This window comes from Tolypothrix sp. PCC 7601, assembly GCF_025677855.1.
Lineage (GTDB): Bacteria > Cyanobacteriota > Cyanobacteriia > Cyanobacteriales > Nostocaceae > Aulosira > Aulosira diplosiphon.
On record NZ_CP064879.1, the window covers coordinates 1143364 to 1163928 of the forward strand.

General features: G+C 42.4%; 23 protein-coding genes and 2 pseudogenes. 16 read left to right on the forward strand and 9 right to left on the reverse strand.

Translation table 11 applies throughout. The features are described 5' to 3' along the window. Window positions 1-143 precede the first annotated feature (143 nt). The 4 genes from atpB to HG267_RS04670 form a co-directional block, all read right to left on the reverse strand. Complete coding sequence (gene atpB / locus HG267_RS04655) at window positions 144-908, reverse strand: F0F1 ATP synthase subunit A (protein ID WP_190585891.1); 765 nt, start codon at window positions 906-908, stop codon at window positions 144-146. A 60-nt stretch (window positions 909-968) separates the two neighbouring features. Next, window positions 969-1409, reverse strand: coding sequence for an ATP synthase subunit I (locus HG267_RS04660; protein ID WP_045870445.1), 441 nt, complete (start codon window positions 1407-1409; stop codon window positions 969-971). Window positions 1410-1976: 567 nt separating this feature from the next. Further along, complete coding sequence (locus HG267_RS04665; protein ID WP_045870446.1) at window positions 1977-2504, reverse strand: PEP-CTERM sorting domain-containing protein; 528 nt, start codon at window positions 2502-2504, stop codon at window positions 1977-1979. Window positions 2505-2775: 271 nt separating this feature from the next. Continuing rightward, on the reverse strand, window positions 2776-4011 hold the full coding sequence (locus HG267_RS04670) for a class I SAM-dependent methyltransferase (protein WP_045870447.1): 1236 nt from the start codon (window positions 4009-4011) through the stop codon (window positions 2776-2778). A gap of 526 nt (window positions 4012-4537) precedes the next feature. Between HG267_RS04670 and HG267_RS04675 the strand changes: the two are divergent. The 5 genes and pseudogenes from HG267_RS04675 to HG267_RS04690 form a co-directional block, all read left to right on the forward strand. After that, window positions 4538-7231, forward strand: a pseudogene (locus tag HG267_RS04675) (phycobilisome rod-core linker polypeptide); the annotation flags it as partial. 45 nt (window positions 7232-7276) lie between these two features. Beyond that, window positions 7277-7768, forward strand: a pseudogene (locus HG267_RS41865) (phycobilisome rod-core linker polypeptide); the annotation flags it as partial. 451 nt (window positions 7769-8219) lie between these two features. Continuing rightward, the gene (gene apcA, locus HG267_RS04680; protein ID WP_045870449.1) at window positions 8220-8705 is read left to right on the forward strand and encodes an allophycocyanin subunit alpha; all 486 of its coding nucleotides are present in this window, start codon (window positions 8220-8222) and stop codon (window positions 8703-8705) included. 65 nt (window positions 8706-8770) lie between these two features. Further along, window positions 8771-9259, forward strand: a complete 489-nt coding sequence (apcB, locus tag HG267_RS04685; RefSeq protein ID WP_045870450.1) for an allophycocyanin subunit beta — start codon at window positions 8771-8773, stop codon at window positions 9257-9259. A 240-nt stretch (window positions 9260-9499) separates the two neighbouring features. Further along, window positions 9500-9706 (forward strand): phycobilisome linker polypeptide, encoded by a 207-nt coding sequence (locus tag HG267_RS04690; protein ID WP_045870451.1) that lies wholly within the window; start codon window positions 9500-9502, stop codon window positions 9704-9706. 354 nt (window positions 9707-10060) lie between these two features. Here the strand turns inward: HG267_RS04690 and HG267_RS04695 are convergent, their stop codons facing one another. From HG267_RS04695 to HG267_RS04710, 5 genes are all read right to left on the reverse strand, one after another. Then, window positions 10061-10465 carry a hypothetical protein gene (locus HG267_RS04695; protein WP_045870452.1) on the reverse strand — a complete coding sequence of 135 codons (405 nt, stop codon included), beginning with the start codon at window positions 10463-10465 and terminating at the stop codon, window positions 10061-10063. A 528-nt stretch (window positions 10466-10993) separates the two neighbouring features. Then, on the reverse strand, window positions 10994-11137 hold the full coding sequence (locus HG267_RS04700) for a hypothetical protein (RefSeq protein ID WP_155539228.1): 144 nt from the start codon (window positions 11135-11137) through the stop codon (window positions 10994-10996). Continuing rightward, complete coding sequence (locus HG267_RS41870; RefSeq protein WP_339374043.1) at window positions 11115-11279, reverse strand: hypothetical protein; 165 nt, start codon at window positions 11277-11279, stop codon at window positions 11115-11117. The genes HG267_RS04700 and HG267_RS41870 overlap by 23 nt, the downstream gene beginning before the upstream one ends. Window positions 11280-11294: 15 nt before the next feature. After that, window positions 11295-11501, reverse strand: a complete 207-nt coding sequence (locus HG267_RS04705; protein WP_228045373.1) for a type II toxin-antitoxin system VapC family toxin — start codon at window positions 11499-11501, stop codon at window positions 11295-11297. Next, window positions 11498-11728 carry a type II toxin-antitoxin system Phd/YefM family antitoxin gene (locus HG267_RS04710; RefSeq protein WP_052335192.1) on the reverse strand — a complete coding sequence of 77 codons (231 nt, stop codon included), beginning with the start codon at window positions 11726-11728 and terminating at the stop codon, window positions 11498-11500. The genes HG267_RS04705 and HG267_RS04710 overlap by 4 nt, the downstream gene beginning before the upstream one ends. A gap of 182 nt (window positions 11729-11910) precedes the next feature. On the opposite strand from HG267_RS04710, the gene HG267_RS04715 reads away from it, so the two are divergent. The 11 genes from HG267_RS04715 to HG267_RS04765 all read left to right on the forward strand — a co-directional run bounded on the left by HG267_RS04715 (window position 11911) and on the right by HG267_RS04765 (window position 20533). Continuing rightward, entirely contained in the window at window positions 11911-12141 is a 231-nt protein-coding gene (locus HG267_RS04715) for an addiction module protein (RefSeq protein WP_045870453.1), read from the forward strand. A 331-nt stretch (window positions 12142-12472) separates the two neighbouring features. After that, a complete protein-coding gene (locus HG267_RS04720; RefSeq protein ID WP_045870454.1) occupies window positions 12473-13216 on the forward strand; it encodes a phycocyanobilin:ferredoxin oxidoreductase in 744 nt (247 codons plus the stop codon). A gap of 799 nt (window positions 13217-14015) precedes the next feature. Continuing rightward, entirely contained in the window at window positions 14016-14534 is a 519-nt protein-coding gene (locus tag HG267_RS04725) for a phycocyanin subunit beta (protein ID WP_045870455.1), read from the forward strand. 69 nt (window positions 14535-14603) lie between these two features. Next, a complete protein-coding gene (cpcA, locus tag HG267_RS04730; RefSeq protein WP_045870456.1) occupies window positions 14604-15092 on the forward strand; it encodes a phycocyanin subunit alpha in 489 nt (162 codons plus the stop codon). 112 nt (window positions 15093-15204) lie between these two features. Further along, a complete protein-coding gene (locus HG267_RS04735) occupies window positions 15205-16014 on the forward strand; it encodes a phycobilisome linker polypeptide (RefSeq protein ID WP_045870457.1) in 810 nt (269 codons plus the stop codon). Between the two features lie 47 nt (window positions 16015-16061). Then, window positions 16062-16931 carry a phycobilisome linker polypeptide gene (locus HG267_RS04740; protein ID WP_045870458.1) on the forward strand — a complete coding sequence of 290 codons (870 nt, stop codon included), beginning with the start codon at window positions 16062-16064 and terminating at the stop codon, window positions 16929-16931. 15 nt (window positions 16932-16946) lie between these two features. Beyond that, complete coding sequence (locus tag HG267_RS04745; RefSeq protein ID WP_045870459.1) at window positions 16947-17204, forward strand: phycobilisome linker polypeptide; 258 nt, start codon at window positions 16947-16949, stop codon at window positions 17202-17204. A gap of 311 nt (window positions 17205-17515) precedes the next feature. Continuing rightward, a complete protein-coding gene (locus tag HG267_RS04750; protein WP_045870460.1) occupies window positions 17516-17722 on the forward strand; it encodes a hypothetical protein in 207 nt (68 codons plus the stop codon). A 735-nt stretch (window positions 17723-18457) separates the two neighbouring features. Next, complete coding sequence (locus HG267_RS04755) at window positions 18458-18976, forward strand: phycocyanin subunit beta (protein WP_045870461.1); 519 nt, start codon at window positions 18458-18460, stop codon at window positions 18974-18976. 118 nt (window positions 18977-19094) lie between these two features. Then, complete coding sequence (gene cpcA / locus HG267_RS04760) at window positions 19095-19583, forward strand: phycocyanin subunit alpha (RefSeq protein ID WP_045870462.1); 489 nt, start codon at window positions 19095-19097, stop codon at window positions 19581-19583. A gap of 119 nt (window positions 19584-19702) precedes the next feature. Further along, a complete protein-coding gene (locus HG267_RS04765; protein WP_045870463.1) occupies window positions 19703-20533 on the forward strand; it encodes a HEAT repeat domain-containing protein in 831 nt (276 codons plus the stop codon). The last annotated feature ends 32 nt before the right edge of the window (window positions 20534-20565 follow it).

Genomic DNA, 20565 nt, shown 5'->3' on the forward strand with positions numbered 1-20565 from the left:
TCCTTGCTTGAAGTACAGAACTAACAAAAGTAGGTTAACTAGTAAAGACGTGGTTTCCACGCTGCACCGAGTTCTCACAAATCGCACTGGGCGATGTTTTGAGCATCTATGCTCGTCGGAACTGTGCTATCTCCTGAGAAGCGTTAATGATGCTCCTCATGCTCATCTCCACCATGTCCCTCCATCGCCTCATGAATATAAGCCCCAGCCAGGGTAGCAAATACCAGGGCTTGGATGGCACTGGTAAATAAACCCAAAGCCATCACAGGCAGAGGTATAAATAGAGGAACAAGCAGAACCAGCACCGCTACAACCAATTCATCCGCCAATATATTTCCGAATAGACGGAAGCTTAGGGAGAGGGGCTTGGTGAAATCTTCTAGGATCGCGATCGGCAACAGAACAGGCGTTGGCTCAATATACTTTTTAAAGTAGCCCAAACCCCGCTTGCTAAAACCCGCGTAAAAATACGCCAAAGAGGTCAGCAATGCCAATGCTACGGTCGTATTGATGTCATTGGTGGGAGCTGCTAATTCACCAGAAGGTAACTTGATTAGTTTCCAAGGGATGAGCGCGCCTGACCAGTTCGATACGAATATAAACAAGAACAATGTGCCAATGAATGGCACCCAAGGGCGGTACTCTTTCTCACCAAGTTGGTTTTTTGCCAGATCCCGAATAAATTCTAGGGCATATTCCATCAAATTTTGGATGCCGCGAGGAATTCTTTGTGCATTGCGAGTAGCAGCTAGTGAGGCTATTACTAGAATGCCAATCACAAACCATGAGGTGAGAAAAACCTGCCCATGAATTTTCAGATTGCCCAATTGCCAGTAGAAATGATGACCTACTTCTAATTCGGCTAGGGGAAATGAATTAAAGGCGTTTAAGACACTAAGCATTTGCATTCTTCAAGCATTTTCCCCAACGAGCGAGGATGGGAGTATTGTCTTTGTGAGCCTGACTTGTTAAGAATCAGGAAGAAACGCAGTTTGCACGGTGTAGACGAGGAGCGTGGCTTTGTAAGTTAGAAATCCCAAAAAAATGGGCAAAATCTGTAACTCATGCCATTGAGTTGCTAATACAATCAACCCAATAAATAGAGCAAAACGACTTTTACTCAGACGCTTTTTCTCACCACCGAGTCGCTCAACGTCTTTGGCCAGCATTTTTAAGTAAACCACACCTGTACACGCTCCAATCAAATAATTCAGAGCAATGTTTAGGGAATAAAAAATCCACACAGAGATAAATATTATCCCTGTCAACACAAGTGTGATTACCAACAACTTCTGGTAGAGTTGATAGAACTCTCCCATAGAGTTTACTCGTTCTTCGTCATCAGAACCAGATTGAGCATTTGGTGTTGTTGTTGGAGTCGATGCAGTTGATTCGTCTGACAAGCTCACGAGACTCGAAACCAGTACAGATAAGGATGATGACTGCACATCCAGTCAGCTGAATCATATCACGATCTGGTAACAATACTTTAGAAAAAAACAATTAACTTGTTGTTCAGCAGCCAGGAACCAACCAAATAAGGGGCGATGAGGAGAATTAGAGACAGGGTTAGACCTAGTCACAGACACCTTTACAATAGCTCTTGATCTGGCGATCGCTTGCTGCTTAATAATTTTCTTAAGGTCTATTCAGTAAAAGTACTAATACTCGAGTTGTAATGCCTAGATGTTACAACAATTGATCAAATATTCTGCCAAGATTTACAAGAGCGATCGCTCTTGATTACGAATCTAAATTGTAGCTAGTTAGTATAATTTTCAAGTCAGCCATTCATACCAGGTTCTGACACAAGTCTTGCCATGAAAATCTGTCTTTCCCATACCCAATGCCCTAAATTATGAATGCCCCTCAGAGAGAATTACAGGCAATCTCTAGGGGCATAAATTTATGTCTTATCAAAGTGGTTGTTGCACCCCGTTAACTAAGAGGAGGTTTGAGTGAGAAGGGTTTATTAACTAAGCTTTCTGCACAGACTCAGCTTTCTTGCGCTTCAGCCAAGTACCAAAGCCAATAGCTACTAATGTGCCACCAACTGTCATAGGTTCAGGGACATCTTCTATAGGCCCAGTGGTATTCCCAGCATTGAACTGAGTACCATTGAGAACTGAGAAACTGACTGTAGCTGGTGTTGTAAATTTACTGATTATAGAAAAATCTAATCCTGCAAAGGGGTTCCCTATTGCAGTACCTGTTGCTGCTTTCTTCAGTGTCAAAACAACCTGATTTTCATCAAATCCAAAAATCTTCAGAAATGATGAATCTGCAACATTAACATTAGTTACGCCAGCCAAACCAGAAACTGTAATGGTACTACTTTTAGCCAACGTTTCATTGTTTGTATCGGTAACTACATTGTAATTAAATGTGCCACCAGCTTGGCTAGCGAACTTGACACTTGCAGCTTCAGAGGGTTTAGCACTAACAGCAGCAACAGACAAGATAACACTAGTAGCGGCAATACTCAGCTTTTTCGCTAATTTCATCCGCAAATTCTCCTTTAATTAATGTAGAACTACGTAAGTACAAGCTCGTAAGAGATAACAAGTACAATGTATTAGCATTTACTTTTATACGGAAGCAAAAAAAGTATTTTTGAATAAAACTTTATATTTTTGCAGGGTTTTGTAAATTTCGGGTAAATGTATATTTTTTGAATAAAAAAAATCCGGATAGTTCAAAATCCGAACTTTTATTGTTATGTAAGCACTTGAGTGAGATAGTGGAAATCCTGAATAGGTAATTACATAGCTTGGTTTAACCGCGTGAGCTAACTGAGTCCAAATCTATTGAGGTTGGAGTCAACATCACTATTTGTTGCTTGAGCAGCTGTTTCACTTTATCTAACTCTAGCTGTACAGCAGATATTATTTGCGCCACTGTAGAATTACCATCACAGCGTTGTAGAAATTCCAACTCTTCTGCTGACAAATTAACTATTTGGTAATCGTAGTTAAATATACATTGGCTGGGAAAGCCATCTATACAAGGATTAAGTTCAGGAATTGCCTGCAATAGAGCGTTATCATCTGACCAATCAGCTTTCGTAATCGGAGGACGACCTAGGAAAAATTCGTAATGGGTAACTTCTGGATCGAGTAATTCAATTAAACGGTAGATTTGGCGTTGGCGTAGCCTGCCGGAGGCATCGCTCAAGTTTTTAGTTCGCTCCATCAAATCGGGTGCTTTCGCTAAAAGTCTGTCTAATTGCCAGAAACCAGGATTGGAGAAACCGATAAACTCTAAGCCAGAAGCGTCAATTAATTCAAATAGCGTCTCAATGTTGTAATCAATCTCTTGGGGATGAACATACATATCAGCGAAGTTTTCATCCCGATGATTTTCTAATGACCAGCGCTCTTTTTCCCGTTTGGCAATCCTATTATTTTCTGGTAAAGAAGCGAATATTTGCCGCCCAACTTGTACCCCATCACGGTAATCGCCACGTTTTTCACCTTGAAGGAGAGCGATCGCTTTTTGCATCAGTTGAATTTCCCAGCGTCCCAACTCACCATATACAAAAATGTGCATCAAACCGCCTGGGGCTAACTTTTTGGCTAAGGCTTGAATTCCACGAATGGGGTCAGAGGTATGATGCAAAACGCCAACGCAATTAATTAAGTCAAATTCACCTGGTAGCTGTTCGACATCGAACAAACTCAGGTGATGAAACTCCACACGGTTAGCGCCAGAACGTTGACAACGTTCTTTTGCGACTGCCAATGTACCAGCACTCAGGTCAATACCGACGACTTGTGCGTGAGGGTTAAGATGCACCAAGTATTCTGTTCCCACCCCAGAGCCACATCCTGCATCTAAAATCCGAATATTCTGCTTTTGTGGCTTCTGTCCAGTGCAAAAATTATAAGCTGCTAGCCAATTCCAACGCCAATTGTACCCAGGTGGGGCTTCATCAAGCAGTGGTTCTGGCGGAAATGGATAGGTATCGTAGAGTTTGGCAACAGCAGTGCTAACGGTTTGAGGATCTGACATTTTTGAAGCGACAATGCAGCAATTCTGAGTTTATCGAATACTGGACATTTAGGGTATAGCTGGTGATAAAAGAGGCAGGGGAGATGAGGGGGATGAGGTGGATGAGGGAGATGAGCAGAAATAACAAACACCCAATTACCAATTACCCAATCCCCATTTTCAAGACAAGGTCAATCCAAAATCCAAAATCTAAAATCCAAAATTCTTTGTTTCTAATCGCAAATCTTTTTAAATAGGCAAATCTGTGCCGTAGGTTTTTGTAAACCATTAGTTACAAAACTTAATCTTAATCTCAGATAACTAAGAGTGCTGGCTATAGAATTTATAACTTTGATGCGTCAGATTCTACATACTTCTTAATAAATCAACAGGTAAGCCGCAAAACGTTCTAATCTAAAAGCTGACTGGGTTAATTTACTGGCAGTTTTGAAGGCGGTACTCTTAAGGCATGACCACCGATGTGTCAAGCCTCAAAGCGACCCAGACTTAACACATAAATGCTTATGATGGGAGTTTTACAAATCCGATGAGTGTTAAGGCAAGTGGTGGAAGCTCAGTTGCGCGTCCGCAACTATATCAAACCCTAGCAGTAGCAACAATTACCCAAGCGGAACAACAAGACCGCTTTTTGGGAACTGGCGAACTGAACGAACTGGCAACCTATTTTGCATCTGGTGCAAAGCGTCTAGAAATTGCCCAGACGCTCACGGAAAATTCCGAGATTATTGTATCTCGGGCTGCCAATCGAATTTTTGTTGGTGGTTCGCCAATGTCTTTCTTAGAAAAGCCAAGAGAAGCAGAATTGGCAATGGCTACTGTTGCTCCTGGGAATGTTCAAGAAGGCATGAAACTAGGAACAGTCACCTACGTTGAAAGTCGGGGTGGATTCCTAGAAAATTTACGCTCTATCTTTAACAGTTCTCCCAGTGGCCCAACACCTCCAGGTTTTAGACCGATCAACGTTGCTCGTTATGGCCCTAGCAACATGGCCAAGAGTCTGCGGGACTTGTCCTGGTTCTTGCGCTATGCTACCTATGCGATCGTGGCAGGTGACCCCAATATCATCGCTGTGAATACACGCGGTTTACGGGAAATTATTGAAAATGCTTGTTCTGGTGAAGCCACAATTGTGGCTTTACAAGAAATCAAAGCAGCATCACTGTCTTTCTTCCGTCAGGATGCTAAGGCTACAGAGATTGTGTCTCAATACATGGATGTATTGTTGACAGAATTTAAAGCAGCAACACCTTCTAATAAACTGCGTCAACGTCCTTCTGGAGACCAACAAGGTTTACAACTGCCTCAAATTTACTTTGAAGCAGCAGAACGGCGGCCCAAGTTTGTGATGAAGCCTGGGTTATCCGCATCAGAAAAAAATGAAGTCATCAGAGCTGCATATCGGCAAATCTTTGAGCGCGATATTACTCGTGCTTACAGCTTGTCCGTATCTGACCTAGAATCTAAGGTGAAGAACGGCGACATCTCCATGAAAGAGTTTGTTCGTCGTCTAGCCAAATCTCCTCTTTACCAAAAACAGTTTTACCAGCCTTTTATTAATAGCCGAGTAATTGAACTAGCTTTCCGCCATATTTTGGGACGGGGGCCAAGTAGCCGGGAAGAAGTACAAAAATACTTCTCGATTATTTCTAACGGTGGTCTGCCAGCTTTAGTAGATGCTTTAGTGGATTCGCCAGAATACAGTGACTACTTTGGTGAAGAGACAGTACCTTACCTGCGTGGTTTGGGTCAAGAGGCACAAGAATGTCGTAACTGGGGGCCACAGCAAGACCTGTTTAACTACAGTGCGCCTTTCCGCAAAGTACCTCAGTTTATTACCACATTCGCTGCTTACGATCGCCCACTCCCCGATCAGCATCCCTATGGTTCTGGTAACGACCCGCTAGAAATTCAGTTTGGGGCGATTTTCCCGAAAGAAACCCGCAATCCCAACACTAGCCCTGCACCTTTTAGCAAGGATACACGGCGGATCTTAATTAACCAAGGGCCTGGTATTAATAGCCAAGTTAGCAATCCTGGTGCTAGAGGTGAATTCCCTGGTAGCTTAGGGCCTAAAGTCTTCCGGTTGGATCAACTTCCAGGCACAATTGGCAAAAAAGCTGCTAAAGGCGCAAGCATTAAGTTCTCCGAAAGCTCTACCCAAGCAGTAATTAAAGCTGCATACCTGCAAGTTTTCGGTCGTGACGTTTACGAAGGTCAGCGCTTAAAAGTCCAAGAAATTAAGCTGGAAAACGGACAACTCTCCGTCAGAGAATTTATTCGTGCTTTGGCTAAGTCGGATGTATTCCGCAAAACCTACTGGACTTCGCTGTATGTTTGTAAAGCGATTGAATACATTCACCGCCGCTTACTAGGTCGTCCTACCTACGGTCGTCAAGAAATTAACAAATACTTTGACATCGCCGCTAAACAAGGCTTTTATGCCGTAGTAGATGCAATTATCAACAGCGTGGAATACAGTGAAGCATTTGGTGAGGATACAGTTCCTTACGAACGCTATCTGACTCCATCTGGTGTGGCGTTGCGACAACTGCGAGTTGGCAGTATCCGCGAAGATGTAGGTGGAAAAGTCCAGAAGCAAGAAACACCGTTGTTTGTAACTTTAGGTACAGTTACCGACACCCGGACAGAACCGGATATTCAATTCCGCATCAACCAAGGTGTTAGCAAGCAACGCGAACAAACCAAAGTCTTCAAGCAGGTGGCAAACATCAGCGACAAAGCTGCTGTGCAGACTTTGATCAGCGCCGCCTATCGCCAGATTTTTGAACGCGATGTTGCGCCTTATATCGCGAAAAACGAGTTCTCTGCTTTAGAAAGCAAACTGAGTAACGGGGAAATCACTGTTAAGGAATTCATTGAAGGTTTGGGTTACTCTAACCTCTACATCAAAGAGTTCTATACTCCTTACCCCAACACCAAAGTAATTGAACTAGGAACCAAACATTTCCTAGGACGCGCACCTTTAGATCAGGTAGAAATCCGCAAGTATAACCAGATTTTGGCTACTCAAGGGATTCGTGCCTTTATTGGTGCTTTAGTGAGTAGTGCTGAGTATGCTGAGGTATTTGGGGAAGATACAGTACCTTATCGTCGCTACCCCACCCTACCTGCGGCTAACTTCCCTAATACTGAAAAGCTGTACAACCAGCTGACTAAGCAAAATGATGATTTGGTAGTACCTAGCTTTAAAACAGTACAACCACGCCTGACTTTGGCAGGAACATCATCATCGGGACGTAATGGTTTTACTGACCTGGGTCGTTCTTCTACTAGCGCTCAGGGACAATTAGGCGAAACAGCAAATCGTTGCAAACCTGCACGCATTTATCGCCTGAGTGGTACAAACCAAGCGGAAACCCAATTGGTCATCAATGCCATTTACTCTCAGGTATTAGATTTATTTAGCAGTGACATACCTGCTAACTACCGCTTAAACGCACTAGAAGGCAAACTGCAAACTGGAGAAATCTCAGTACGCGAGTTTGTCCGTGAACTAGCTAGTTCCGATATCTATTGCGATCGCTTCTACACACCTTACCCCAGCGCTAAAGTAATTGAGTTCCTCTACCGTCACCTATTGGGACGCGCACCAGCTACTCAAGAGGAAATTAGCGAATACAACAAGCTGATGGCTAGCCGGGGTCTGAGAGCCGTTGTAGAGGCAATTGTTGATAGTCAAGAGTATGCCCGCTACTTTGGTGAAGATGTGGTACCTTACCCACGTTCCTCTTCCTTAGGTAACTAATACTCTCGTTTGTCACTAATTAACACTCACAGGTCAGGAGTTCATGCCTTGGACTCTTGACCAAATTCTGTTTTGAGTACTGAGTGCTGATTTCTGGGCGTGAACCAGCACTGTTGACTTTTGACAAGAGCTTGGCAATTTTTCGTAACATTACTTTCAGATTGGAAAAAATAACGTAAATCTGAAAAGTAATATTACAAAATATTAAGAGCAGTCATAAATGCTCAACAGAATGCCGGAGAATGTTTTGCGGAAGGTAACTGATGTTTGAAATACTTGTGTGGTTGTATTGACTCAAGTAACTCGTAAATCCATAGCTGAGACATTTTGTCAAGAGCCATGTTTAATAAAAACGAAAAAACGCAGCTACCATTGTCCAAATTGAAAGTCGCACCAGTTTTAATTAAATTCTGGTTTAAATCGTAGTTGGAGGAATCCATTAATGAGTATCGTCACGAAGTCCATCGTGAATGCTGATGCAGAAGCCCGCTACCTCAGCCCTGGCGAACTAGATCGAATCAAGAGCTTTGTGAGCGGTGGTGAGCGCCGTCTGCGGATTGCTCAAATTTTGACCGAAAACCGCGAGCGTTTGGTTAAGCAAGCTGGCGAACAAGTTTTCCAAAAGCGTCCTGACGTTGTATCTCCTGGTGGTAACGCTTACGGTCAAGAATTGACTGCTACCTGCTTACGCGACTTAGACTACTACTTGCGTCTAGTTACCTACGGAATCGTATCTGGCGATGTTACCCCCATCGAAGAAATCGGTGTAATCGGTGCTCGTGAAATGTACAAATCCTTGGGTACTCCTATTGAAGGTATTACCGAAGGTATCCGTGCCCTGAAGAGTGGTGCTTCCTCCTTACTGTCTGGTGAAGACGCTGCTGAAGCTGGTTCTTACTTCGACTACGTAGTTGGTGCCCTCTCCTAGGTTAAAGCTGTTTCGTCGCTAAAACCGAAGTATTGCAATACGGTTGGAAAAAAGGAATTAACAATATGGCTCAAGACGCAATTACCTCTGTCATCAACTCTGCAGACGTTCAAGGTAAATATTTGGACTCTGCTGCTTTAGATAAGCTAAAAGGCTACTTTGGAACTGGCGAACTGCGTGTACGTGCTGCTAGCACCATCAGTGCAAACGCTGCTGCAATTGTTAAAGAAGCTGTAGCAAAATCTTTGTTGTACTCTGACGTTACCCGCCCCGGTGGTAACATGTACACCACCCGTCGCTACGCTGCTTGTATCCGCGACTTAGACTACTACTTGCGCTACGCTACCTACGCTATGTTAGCTGGCGATCCTTCCATCCTCGACGAGCGCGTACTCAACGGTTTGAAAGAAACCTACAACTCCTTGGGTGTTCCCGTTAGCTCCACCGTACAAGCTATCCAAGCTATCAAAGAAGTAACCGCTAGCTTGGTAGGTTCTGACGCTGGTAAAGAAATGGGTGTTTACCTAGACTACATCTCCTCTGGCTTAAGCTAAGAGTTAGTTGGCACTTAATAATTTAGGTGCAGCTTAATTGAGGTCTGGAAATCAATCGTGAGTGCTAGAGCGTTTATCGCTTACCTTGGTTGAAATAATCAATTATGATGAGTGTTAGTGGTCTAGTATTGATGCTTGATTTCCAGCCTTTGCAGTGATTAATTTAAAGAATTTGTCTTAAAAAACACTCCCCTTTTTTGAAATAAAAAAGTTTTCACAATTACTACAGGAGAATCTAAGATGGCCCGGTTGTTTAAAGTTACTGCTTGTGTACCCAGTCAAACCCGGATTCGCACCCAGCGCGAACTACAAAATACCTACTTCACCAAATTAGTACCCTTCGAGAACTGGTTCCGCGAACAGCAACGCATCATGAAAATGGGTGGCAAAATCGTTAAAGTTGAATTGGCAACTGGTAAGCAAGGTACTAACACTGGGTTGCTGTAATTACCATCTATATAACGAAGATTATTGTAGGGAGTTGCGAAGAGGTCGAGTGAGGCCTCTTTTTTGTTGTTTGTCATTTGTCATTGGTCATTTGTCATTAGTCCTTTGTGATTCAAACGAGTTAGGTGATAATAGCTTTACCTACAGAAATTGCTCAAAGAGCGATCGCACTCCCAAATCTAGAACCGTTATAGTTATAGCCAGATAGATTAAGACATCAAGCTAAGAAAAAACCCTCACAATAAAAGGCTTTTAAGTCTGTGAACAGTCAACAGTCAACAGTCAACAGTTAACAGTTGAAAGGACACAGCAGTGCTATGTCCTTTACTGTGCCAATTTTCCGTAATTTGATGACTATTGGATCAACTGGAAAGAGTCAAAAAACTTTCTGATATCACTGACTTGCGGATTTTGATCGCTGACAACTAAGAGCATATACATCCGTTGGTTAACAATAAAAATTCTCCCCGTCCAAGTCATTCCTTCTTTTTCATCCCACAGCTTAATTTCTTTACCAGGATATGCACCTAGATTAATATTTTGCTCGCTGAGTAATTGTTTCTCATCCCCTAACATTCCTTGTAGAGCAGAATCCAATAATTCACTTGAGGAAATCTGAGTCACATCATTTTTAAAGTCAGCATAGCTAACCATATACACATCTGTGCCATGAAGACTCAGATACATTTTTGTAGACTCAATGTTCTTATGCATTTCGCTTTTATCTGGTGTCATGTCCGAGATGTCACCATTTGGCATGAGAATAGAGGATTTACCTGCATCGGGAGAGAATTCTTTCCATTCTGATGCGGTTGCAATATCTTCAGTGCTAGTCTGTGTGTAGATGCCAGTTGATGTGGATAATTCGGTTAGATTGAGGTTTTGGCTGATGATTGCATCTACTTTGGGACTATTGAATGTTAATGCTGATAGTGAAATTGAAGCAGCGAGAAGTAATCTGTTGAATTTGCTGATTGTTTGTAACTTAGCTTACTACTTCTCTTAAGATGCAAGGTTGGGTTGAACAGATCGAAACCCAACAATACTAAATTTTTCGGGTGTTGGTTTACCCTACCCTTCGGGAATGCTTTTAGCGAACGGGAAGCCGCTGCGCGTCTACATTTCTCAACCCAACCTACACCTGACATACTATCCCCTTTACCCAGCATCGCTAAAATAGTAAATCTTGTCTTAAAAGCTATTTTGGCGACTCCTGAAACAGCAAATGTAGTATAAAAACGGCAATTGTAGTCTCAAGAATAGCAAATGTAGTATAAAAAACAGCTTTTAGGATCGCCAAAATAGCAAATGTAGTATAAAAAACAGCAAATGTAGTGTCGGAAATAGTTTTTGTAGTGTCAGAAATGGCTTTTGCGATCGCACCACGACTAACAGCAGATTATCGTACTTACCAGTAACGAGTAACTGCATAATTATCTAATATTGCATCAACACTAATGATGGGAATTTCTTCTGTGAGTGCTTGGGCAACCAAAAGCCGATCAAAAGGGTCTTTATGATGAAATGGGAGAGTTATAAGCGCAGCGACATGAGAAACTTTTATTGGTAATATTTCTAATTCATTAACTTAGATTTGATGCTCCATCCAAGTTGCAAAATCTCCAGGAATTTCATACTTACCAATACTAACTTTAATGGCAATTTCCCAATAGGAAGCAGGACTAAGCAAGATATCATTGAAGGGATCGACAATTAAATCACAGGCAATTTGGCTAAGGGCGCGATCATTAAGTACAAACCACAGAAATGCCTGAGTATCAAGCAAAAACTTCATGACATATACTCGTGAAAGTCTTCCAAATGGGTTTCGTCTTCTGAAAGAATAGTTAAGGTTCCAATTGCACTACCAGGCTGACGAGGCTTGCGGAGTGGTTGAAGTTCGCCAATCAATCTGGCGACAGTACGATTGCCAGAAAAAATTTCTACTTCTTCCCCAGGTTGTAAACTAGCAATCAGTTCGGGTAAACGAAGTTGAGCTTCTTGTAATGGAATTCGTATCATTAATTTTATACTGCTGTATTTTAGCCATTCGCGGCGTGTGTCGCAAAGAAAGCTTTGACGAAGCCATGACTCTTGCTTGATTTTACAAATATTCTAGAATAACCGCGATCGCATTTTACATGTAAAGCAGCTACGATCAGATAGTTGAGCCGATTTTGTAATTATTGGGGAGATTCCAAAGTATGAGTGAAACTGCAGAAAAACTGAAACTTGAACTTTCTCAACTTTCTGCAAAAGAACGTGCTGAAATTGCCTATTTTTTAATTCATTCTCTAGATGAAGAGATAGATGATAATCTGGAAACTGCTTGGGATACAGAATTAAACCAAAGGTTGCAAGATATTAATTGCAAAACAGCTATTGGAGAACCATCATCTCAAGTGTTTTCTGAATTACGAGAAAAGTATTCGTGAAATTCATAACTTAATTACGAATTAGTAACTACGAATTACGAATTATTTATGAGTTATTTATATAATTTTTTATACAGAGTTAGAAAAAGTGATTTGGGTAATTGCGATCGCACATAGTAAGCGCAAACCGAATTATTGGAAACAAAGAAATCTGGACAACGAGTAAAATTTCTGCCAAATATATAGTTCTCGATGGGAGTAGCTAAATCTACAGTATGGGCTGAATCTCAAATCCCAAATTATTTAACCCGATACCCCAATCTGCAAATTGCACAGATATTGCACAGGCTATACGCCAAGGTAGGTTAATCCTATACTCAAAGAGAAGCGTATGTTGAAGTCTATGGAAGCGTCGTTGAGAAATCGCCAGCATCCCCTAATCCGCAAGCTGGCGGATTCGATTGAAGAAATTTGGCAAAAATACCTGGATATCTCCCCTTACTCTGTCCCAGAAGGTTTAGGCTATGTCGAGGGGCATTTGGAAGGCGAACGGCTGATCATTGAAAATCATTGTTACCAAGCTCCGCAATTTCGCAAACTGCATCTAGAATTGGCGCAGGTTGGCAATGGTTTAGATATTCTGCACTGTGTGATGTTCCCCAATCCTGAATACCCGATTCCCATGTTTGGTACAGATTTGGTAGGCGGGAAAGGTGGTTTAATTAGTGCTGCGATCGCGGATTTGTCTCCGATCAGTAGCGATCGCAGTCTACCGTCACGCTATTATCAGCAGTTATCTGCTTTACCGGAAATTGAGTTTTCCGAACCACGGGCTTTACCGCCTTGGGGCGATATTTTCTCGCACTTTTGCCTGTTTGTGCGCCCAGAAAATGCTGAAGAAGAAGAAAAATTTCACAACCGTGTTCGCGAATATTTAACGATTCATTGTCAGATTGCTGCATCAGAGACACCTTTAACATCCAATCTTGATATCTCTAGAGTTTTGGCAGGACAGCGCAATTACTGTACAAAACAGCAGCAAAATGACAAAACCCGGCGCGTTTTGGAAAAATCTTTCGGTAAAGAATGGGCAGATCGCTACATGACAACTATGCTTTTTGACTATGTAGCTTAAAACTAAATTCAATGAAATTTTTCAAACCAGGAAGGCAATAGCAATCCTGGTAATTTTTGCTGTCTGGAATTGACTATCAAAGATTTGTTCGATGTTGGACTTGCTTAAGATTTATTTAATAAATTAAGCTGACATACAAGCGATCGCATTAACGCATAAATACATTACAAAATCTGCTATTAGTCCGCTTATGCATGAATGTAACGAATTGTAAGAATTAAGTTCCGAAACTTAAGTTTACGAGTAATAAAGTTTTGCTTTCCAAACAATGTATCTAAATGTAACTGTTTGTAACTCTAATTTAAGTCTAAAGACAAAACGAAAATATAAACAATCCTTGCTATCAAAGGGTTTCAGCATTTGCTTAATATTTTTTAACTAATTATCTGAAAACACATTTAAATTTGCACAAAATTTGCACAAACGGATTGCTTTAATCAATTTCAGGTTCAAAAAACAGCTGAACGCTCTGCCCTCGATAGAGAAAGTTCGGTATCTGAAAAATTGATGAACAGCTATTTTCTTAATCTAGGCTTGTGGGCCTTTAAGAAATAGGTTGTTTGTGGATAATAGCAGTATTGATGTATAGCTGTACCGTTAGTCACTGAAAACTAGCTAACAGAATTAGGGGTAAATTTACCCTGATTGCCAAGGGAATGCAACTTCCTGGCGACTATTGTGCTGGTTGCTCATAACGGCAACATCTAAAAAGTCAGTCACTATGCTTATTCCCATCAAGGATCGGATTTTGAACCAAGTTTGAATCCACAGCATAGTAATATTTTTAGGAGATGCTGGAATGCTTGACGCTTTTACTAAAGTAGTTTCCCAGGCTGATACTAGAGGCGCATACATTAGCGATGCAGAAATCGATGCATTGAAAGACATGGTTGCTGCTGGTTCTAAGCGCATGGATGTTGTTAACCGCATTACCGGCAATGCCTCCACAATCGTTGCTAATGCAGCTCGCGCTTTATTTGAAGAACAACCCCAGTTGATTGCACCTGGTGGTAATGCTTACACCAACCGTCGTATGGCTGCTTGCTTACGCGACATGGAAATTATCTTACGCTATGTAACCTACGCAGTATTTGCAGGTGATGCTAGCGTTTTAGACGATCGCTGCTTGAACGGTCTTCGTGAAACATATCAAGCATTAGGCGTTCCTGGCGCTTCCGTATCTACTGGCGTTCAAAAGATGAAAGAAGCTGCGATCGCTATTGCTAACGACCCCAGCGGTGTTACCCGTGGTGACTGTAGCTCCTTAATGTCTGAATTGGGTAGCTACTTCGATCGCGCTGCTGCTGCAGTTGGCTAGTAAATCGCTAGTTAATTATTTCTACTTTCTGACGCATAACTTTAGATATTTGTTGAGAGAATAATCAGCATGAAAACACCTTTAACCGAAGCCGTAGCTACCGCAGATTCCCAAGGTCGGTTTTTGAGCTCCACAGAACTTCAAGTTGCTTTTGGTCGTTTCCGTCAAGCATCTGCTAGCTTGGATGCAGCTAAAGCATTAAGCAGCAAAGCTAACAGCTTGGCTCAAGGTGCTGCTAACGCAGTTTACCAAAAGTTCCCCTACACCACCCAAATGCAAGGTAAGAACTTCGCTTCTGACCAACGCGGTAAAGACAAGTGTGCACGCGACATCGGTTACTACATTCGCATCGTTACCTACTGTCTAGTTGCTGGTGGTACAGGCCCTCTAGATGACTACCTAATTGGTGGTTTGGCAGAAATCAACCGCACCTTTGATCTGTCTCCCAGCTGGTACGTTGAAGCTCTCAAATACATCAAAGCTAATCATGGTTTGAGTGGCGATCCTGCTGTTGAAGCAAACTCCTACATTGACTACGCAATCAACGCCCTAAGCTAGGGTTTTCCTTTCGCCCAGAACAACTAAAGGCTGTGGATGCTAATTTCTAGCATGGGCAGTTTTATGGGGTTCTGGGCATGTTTTTTCTGATTGAAATTCAGGAGATTCAGTCATGACTAGTTCCACAGCGGCCCGTCAGCTAGGATTTGAACCGTTTGCTAGCACAGCTCCCACAGAATTGAGAGCTAGTAGTGACGTACCAGCAGTAATTCATGCTGCTTATCGTCAAGTGTTTGGCAATGACCACGTGATGCAAAGCGAACGTCTCACCAGTGCAGAATCGCTATTGCAACAGGGTAACATTAGCGTCAGAGATTTTGTGCGGTTATTAGCACAATCTGAACTATATCGCCAAAAGTTCTTTTACTCTACACCTCAAGTCCGCTTCATCGAACTGAACTACAAGCATTTGCTTGGTCGTGCGCCCTACGATGAATCAGAGATTTCTTACCACGTCAACCTTTATACAGAGAAAGGATACGAGGCAGAAATCAATTCATATATTGATTCAGCCGAATATCAAGAAAGCTTTGGCGAAGCAATTGTACCTCATTATCGGGGATTTGAAACTCAACCGGGACAAAAGACAGTAGGCTTCAACCGGATGTTTCAGATTTATCGGGGATATGCTAACAGCGATCGCTCCCAAGGTAAAAACAAGTCTGCTTGGTTAACCCAAGATCTAGCACTGAATTTGGCTAGCAACATTCAGACTCCTAACTTTGGCAAGGGACTGACTGGTGTAGTCGCAGGCGATCGCGGACAGCTTTACCGAGTACGAGTCATCCAAGCAGATAGAGGGCGTACTACTCAAATCAGACGTAGTATTCAAGAGTATTTGGTCAGTTACGACCAACTTTCACCAACTCTGCAAAGACTGAATCAGCGAGGTAGTCGCGTAGTTAATATTTCTCCTGCCTAAACTGAATCAAATTTGCCACATCAAAAAGTCTACAAGGAGAGCTATTCGTGCCAATTACATCCGCAGCATCTCGTTTGGGAACTACAGCTTACCAAACAAATCCTATTGAACTGCGTCCAAACTGGACAGCAGAAGATGCCAAGATTGTTATCCAGGCAGTCTATCGTCAGGTATTAGGCAATGACTACTTGATGCAGTCAGAACGTCTCACCAGCTTAGAGTCGTTGTTGACCAATGGTAAACTGAGCGTCAGAGATTTTGTCCGCGCAGTAGCTAAATCAGAATTATACAAAACAAAGTTTCTTTACCCACATTTTCAAACTCGGGTAATTGAATTGAACTTTAAGCATTTGTTAGGAAGAGCTCCTTACGATGAATCGGAAGTGATTGAGCATCTCGATCGCTACCAAAATCAAGGGTTCGACGCAGACATCGATTCCTATATAGATTCTGCTGAATATGATACCTATTTTGGAGATTCGATAGTTCCCTACTATCGGGACTTAGTAACCACAGGTGTTGGTCAAAGAACAGTTGGTTTTACTCGCATGTTCCGCCTTTACCGTGGTTATGCGAATAGCGATCGCTCTCAGCTAGCAGGTAGCAGTTCTCGTCTTGCATCTGACTTAGCTACAAATAGCGCAACTGCGATTATCGCACCTTCTGGTGGTACTCAAGGTTGGTCTTACCTACCTTCCAAACAAGGAACTGCACCCAGCCGTACCTTTGGTAGATCCTCTCAAGGTTCTACCCCACGCCTTTACAGAATCGAAGTTACAGGTATCAGTCTGCCAAGATATCCAAAAGTTCGTCGTAGCAACAAAGAGTTCATTGTCCCCTACGAACAGCTATCTAGTACCCTGCAGCAAATCAATAAGCTGGGTGGTAAGGTCGCTAGCATTACTTTTGCACAATAGGAGATAGAACTATATATGTTAGGTTCTGTATTGACCAGAAGATCTAGTTCCGGTTCAGACAATCGCGTCTTTGTTTACGAAGTAGAAGGATTGCGCCAGAACGAGCAAACTGATAACAATCGTTATCAGATTCGCAATAGCAGCACGATTGAGATTCAAGTCCCTTACAGCCGGATGAATGAAGAGATGCGTCGCATCACCCGCTTAGGCGGCAGAATTGTTAACATCCGTCCTGCAGGTGAAAATCCAACTGAAGATGCATCAGAAAACTGAAAATGCATCGGAAAGTTAACAGCAATCATCAATGATATCTGCGGGCGTGGAAAATATTAATTTCCCACGCCCGTTTATTGATGTTGGCATAGTGACTAAAAGCGCAATACTTGTCGGTTATGGGGAAAAGGTTAAGGGGAAAGGGGTAAGAAAAGACCTTTAACCTTTACCCTTTCACCTTATTCCCCAAACTAAATTCCCATAAATTGCACCTACATCTTGTTTGGGTCGTTAAGAGTCAAGGATAAGCTTAGACTTTTGACTCTGGACAATCCTTATGAGTATATTTGTTTGCAAAATAGGATAAAGCCATGTCTGAAATACCAACTGGCGGTGAAATGCTCTGGAAATTAGAAGGAGACGAGCGAGTATTGTACTTGCGGCATAATTCATCTGAAGAGTGGCGACCTTATGAAGACTTCCCAGAGTATGTTCTGCCTGATCCTCACGGATTTTCTAAAGGCATTACTACCTTTTTGGCATTGATCAAGAAAGGTTGGACTGCTACTAAATCTTAATCATTAATTAATGTTGCATTATTCAATTGATTTTTGGAGATAGGGAATAGGGAACGGGGAACAGAAAAATAATGAATTCTGTATTGATGCTTGTACAGGCGAACTCAGGGGGAGCGATCGCATTCTTTCACTCAGATCACGCCTGCTGATGCAAAGGTAAGCGGTTTGTAGTCATTCTGCATAGTTTCATGATTGTGAAACTCATTAACCAAACAAAATAGCCCAGGGAATGTAAATTAAAAACTCAGTTCCTTAATACTTCTTAATTTAAGCTATCATTTTGAATTAGGCTGAAAATCAAGGTATCTGGCTACGCTGCCATAACTGGAAAGTTAAAGCGATCGAGTATTAATTAATAAGTGTTAAGCATTAAAAATTTTGTTAATAAAGGCAAAAGCCTTACTGGTTAAGCAATTCAGCCTCTTAGTATGACTAACTTGACAATTCGTAATAAACAAACGATCCAACGATATAGTATAAACAAGTAATGGAAAGCTTCACAGAAAAGAAGCAGGTTTTCCATCCATCTTAAATGAGTGAAGTTTTTCAATTGTTTAAGAATTAAAAAATCTTTCAAATTTCCTTAAGGGAATAAGCGGAAGGTTTCAGCAGTGATTAAAGCTACTGCTTTTAGTTGATCGGGCTACTGGGGCAGCTGTATTGCCTAGCTCTATCAAACTGGGTTTTAACCTAATCCAAGCCATACTCGACTAAACTAATTAGGAAATTGAGTGTATGTTAGACGCATTTGCAAAAGTAGTCTCCCAAGCTGACGCTCGAGGTGAATACCTGAGTGGTTCTCAAATAGATGCTCTCAGTGCTTTGGTTGCTGATGGCAACAAGCGCATGGACGTTGTTAACCGTATTACCGGCAACTCCTCCACAATTGTGGCAAATGCAGCTCGTTCTCTATTTGCAGAACAGCCTCAGTTGATTGCTCCTGGTGGTAACGCTTACACCAGCCGTCGTATGGCTGCTTGCTTGCGTGACATGGAAATCATCTTACGCTACGTTACCTATGCAATCTTCGCAGGTGATGCCAGCGTTCTAGACGATCGCTGCCTCAACGGTTTAAAAGAAACCTATTTGGCTCTAGGAACTCCCGGTTCTTCCGTAGCAGTTGGCGTTCAAAAGATGAAAGATGCTGCTCTAGCGATCGCAGGCGACACCAATGGTATTACCAGAGGCGATTGTGCCAGCTTAATGGCTGAAGTTGCAAGCTACTTCGATAAGGCTGCTTCTGCTGTTGCTTAGTCAGCTATATCATCGATTTTTTGGAATCGATTTTTTGAGCGGTTTCAGATATTTAGATAACTGAAACGATTGCTAAAAGCTATTTCATCAAAAAAGATTATTGGGAGAAAATCTGATCATGAAAACCCCTTTGACCGAAGCAGTAGCTGCTGCTGATTCCCAAGGACGCTTCCTGAGCTCCACCGAAATCCAAACCGCATTTGGTCGTTTCCGTCAAGCTTCTGCTAGTTTAGCTGCTGCAAAAGCATTAACCGAAAAGGCTTCTAGTTTAGCTTCTGGTGCTGCTAATGCTGTTTACAGCAAATTCCCCTACACCACCAGCCAAAACGGCCCCAACTTTGCTTCTACTCAAACCGGCAAAGACAAGTGCGTTCGTGACATCGGCTACTACTTGCGGATGGTTACCTACTGCCTAGTTGTTGGTGGTACAGGCCCATTGGATGATTACCTAATTGGTGGTATTGCTGAAATCAACCGCACATTTGATCTATCTCCCAGCTGGTATGTTGAAGCTTTGAAATACATCAAAGCTAACCACGGTTTAAGTGGAGATCCTGCTGTTGAAGCAAACTCCTACATCGACTACGCTATCAACGCATTAAGCTAGTTAAGATGTTGTTGCCCGGAGGGGTATACAATGACTGACAGAAGTTAGTGATTGTTTACCTCTCCGGGCATTGTCATGTATAGGCATTTGTCAGAGGGCATAGAGAACAGGAACAGAAAGTGGAAAACGCAGCTAATATCCAGGACGATAACCAATTAACTGTAGAACAAGCGATCGCGAATCTCCAAGGTGAAGATTTAGGATTGCGCGTTTATGCGGCTTGGTGGTTAGGGCGGTTTCGAGTGGATGCTCCAGAAGCCATTGATGTGTTGATTCAAGCATTAGAAGACGAAGACGATCGCACTAATGTTGGTGGCTATCCCCTGCGGCGCAATGCAGCCAGAGCATTAGGAAAATTAGGAGAAAAGCGAGCCGTTCCTGCATTAATTAAAGCGCTGGAATGTTCGGATTTCTATGTGCGTGAAGCTGCAGCCCAATCTCTGGAAATGTTAGGCGACTCATCCAGCATTCCCAGGCTAATCGAATTACTCAACGATCAAGTTCCGGGAACATTACCAGCACCAGAGCCACCCCAACTCACCCAACCCTTCGATGCCATCATAGAGGCATTGGGAACATTGGGGGCAAGCGATGCAATTCCCATTATTCAAGAATTTTTAGAGCATACTGTGCCTCGGATTCAGTATGCCGCAGCCAGAGCAATGTATCAGCTAACCTCAGAATCAACTGCAGGTTACAATCAGTATGGCGATCGCCTAGTACAGGCACTTGCTCAGGATGATTTGCAACTACGTCGAGCAGTACTTTCAGATTTAGGGGCGATTGGCTATTTACCGGCAGCAGAAGCGATCGCTGATACCCTAGCAGAAAACAGCTTGAAGTTAATATCTCTCAAAGGTTTACTCGAAAAGCAATTCCAACCGACAAAACCAGAAGATTTATCCCCTGGTGCAATTAAAGTGATGCAACTAATGGATGCGTTACTGTAGCAGAAAGAGCGAAAATGGAAAAGGTAGAACTT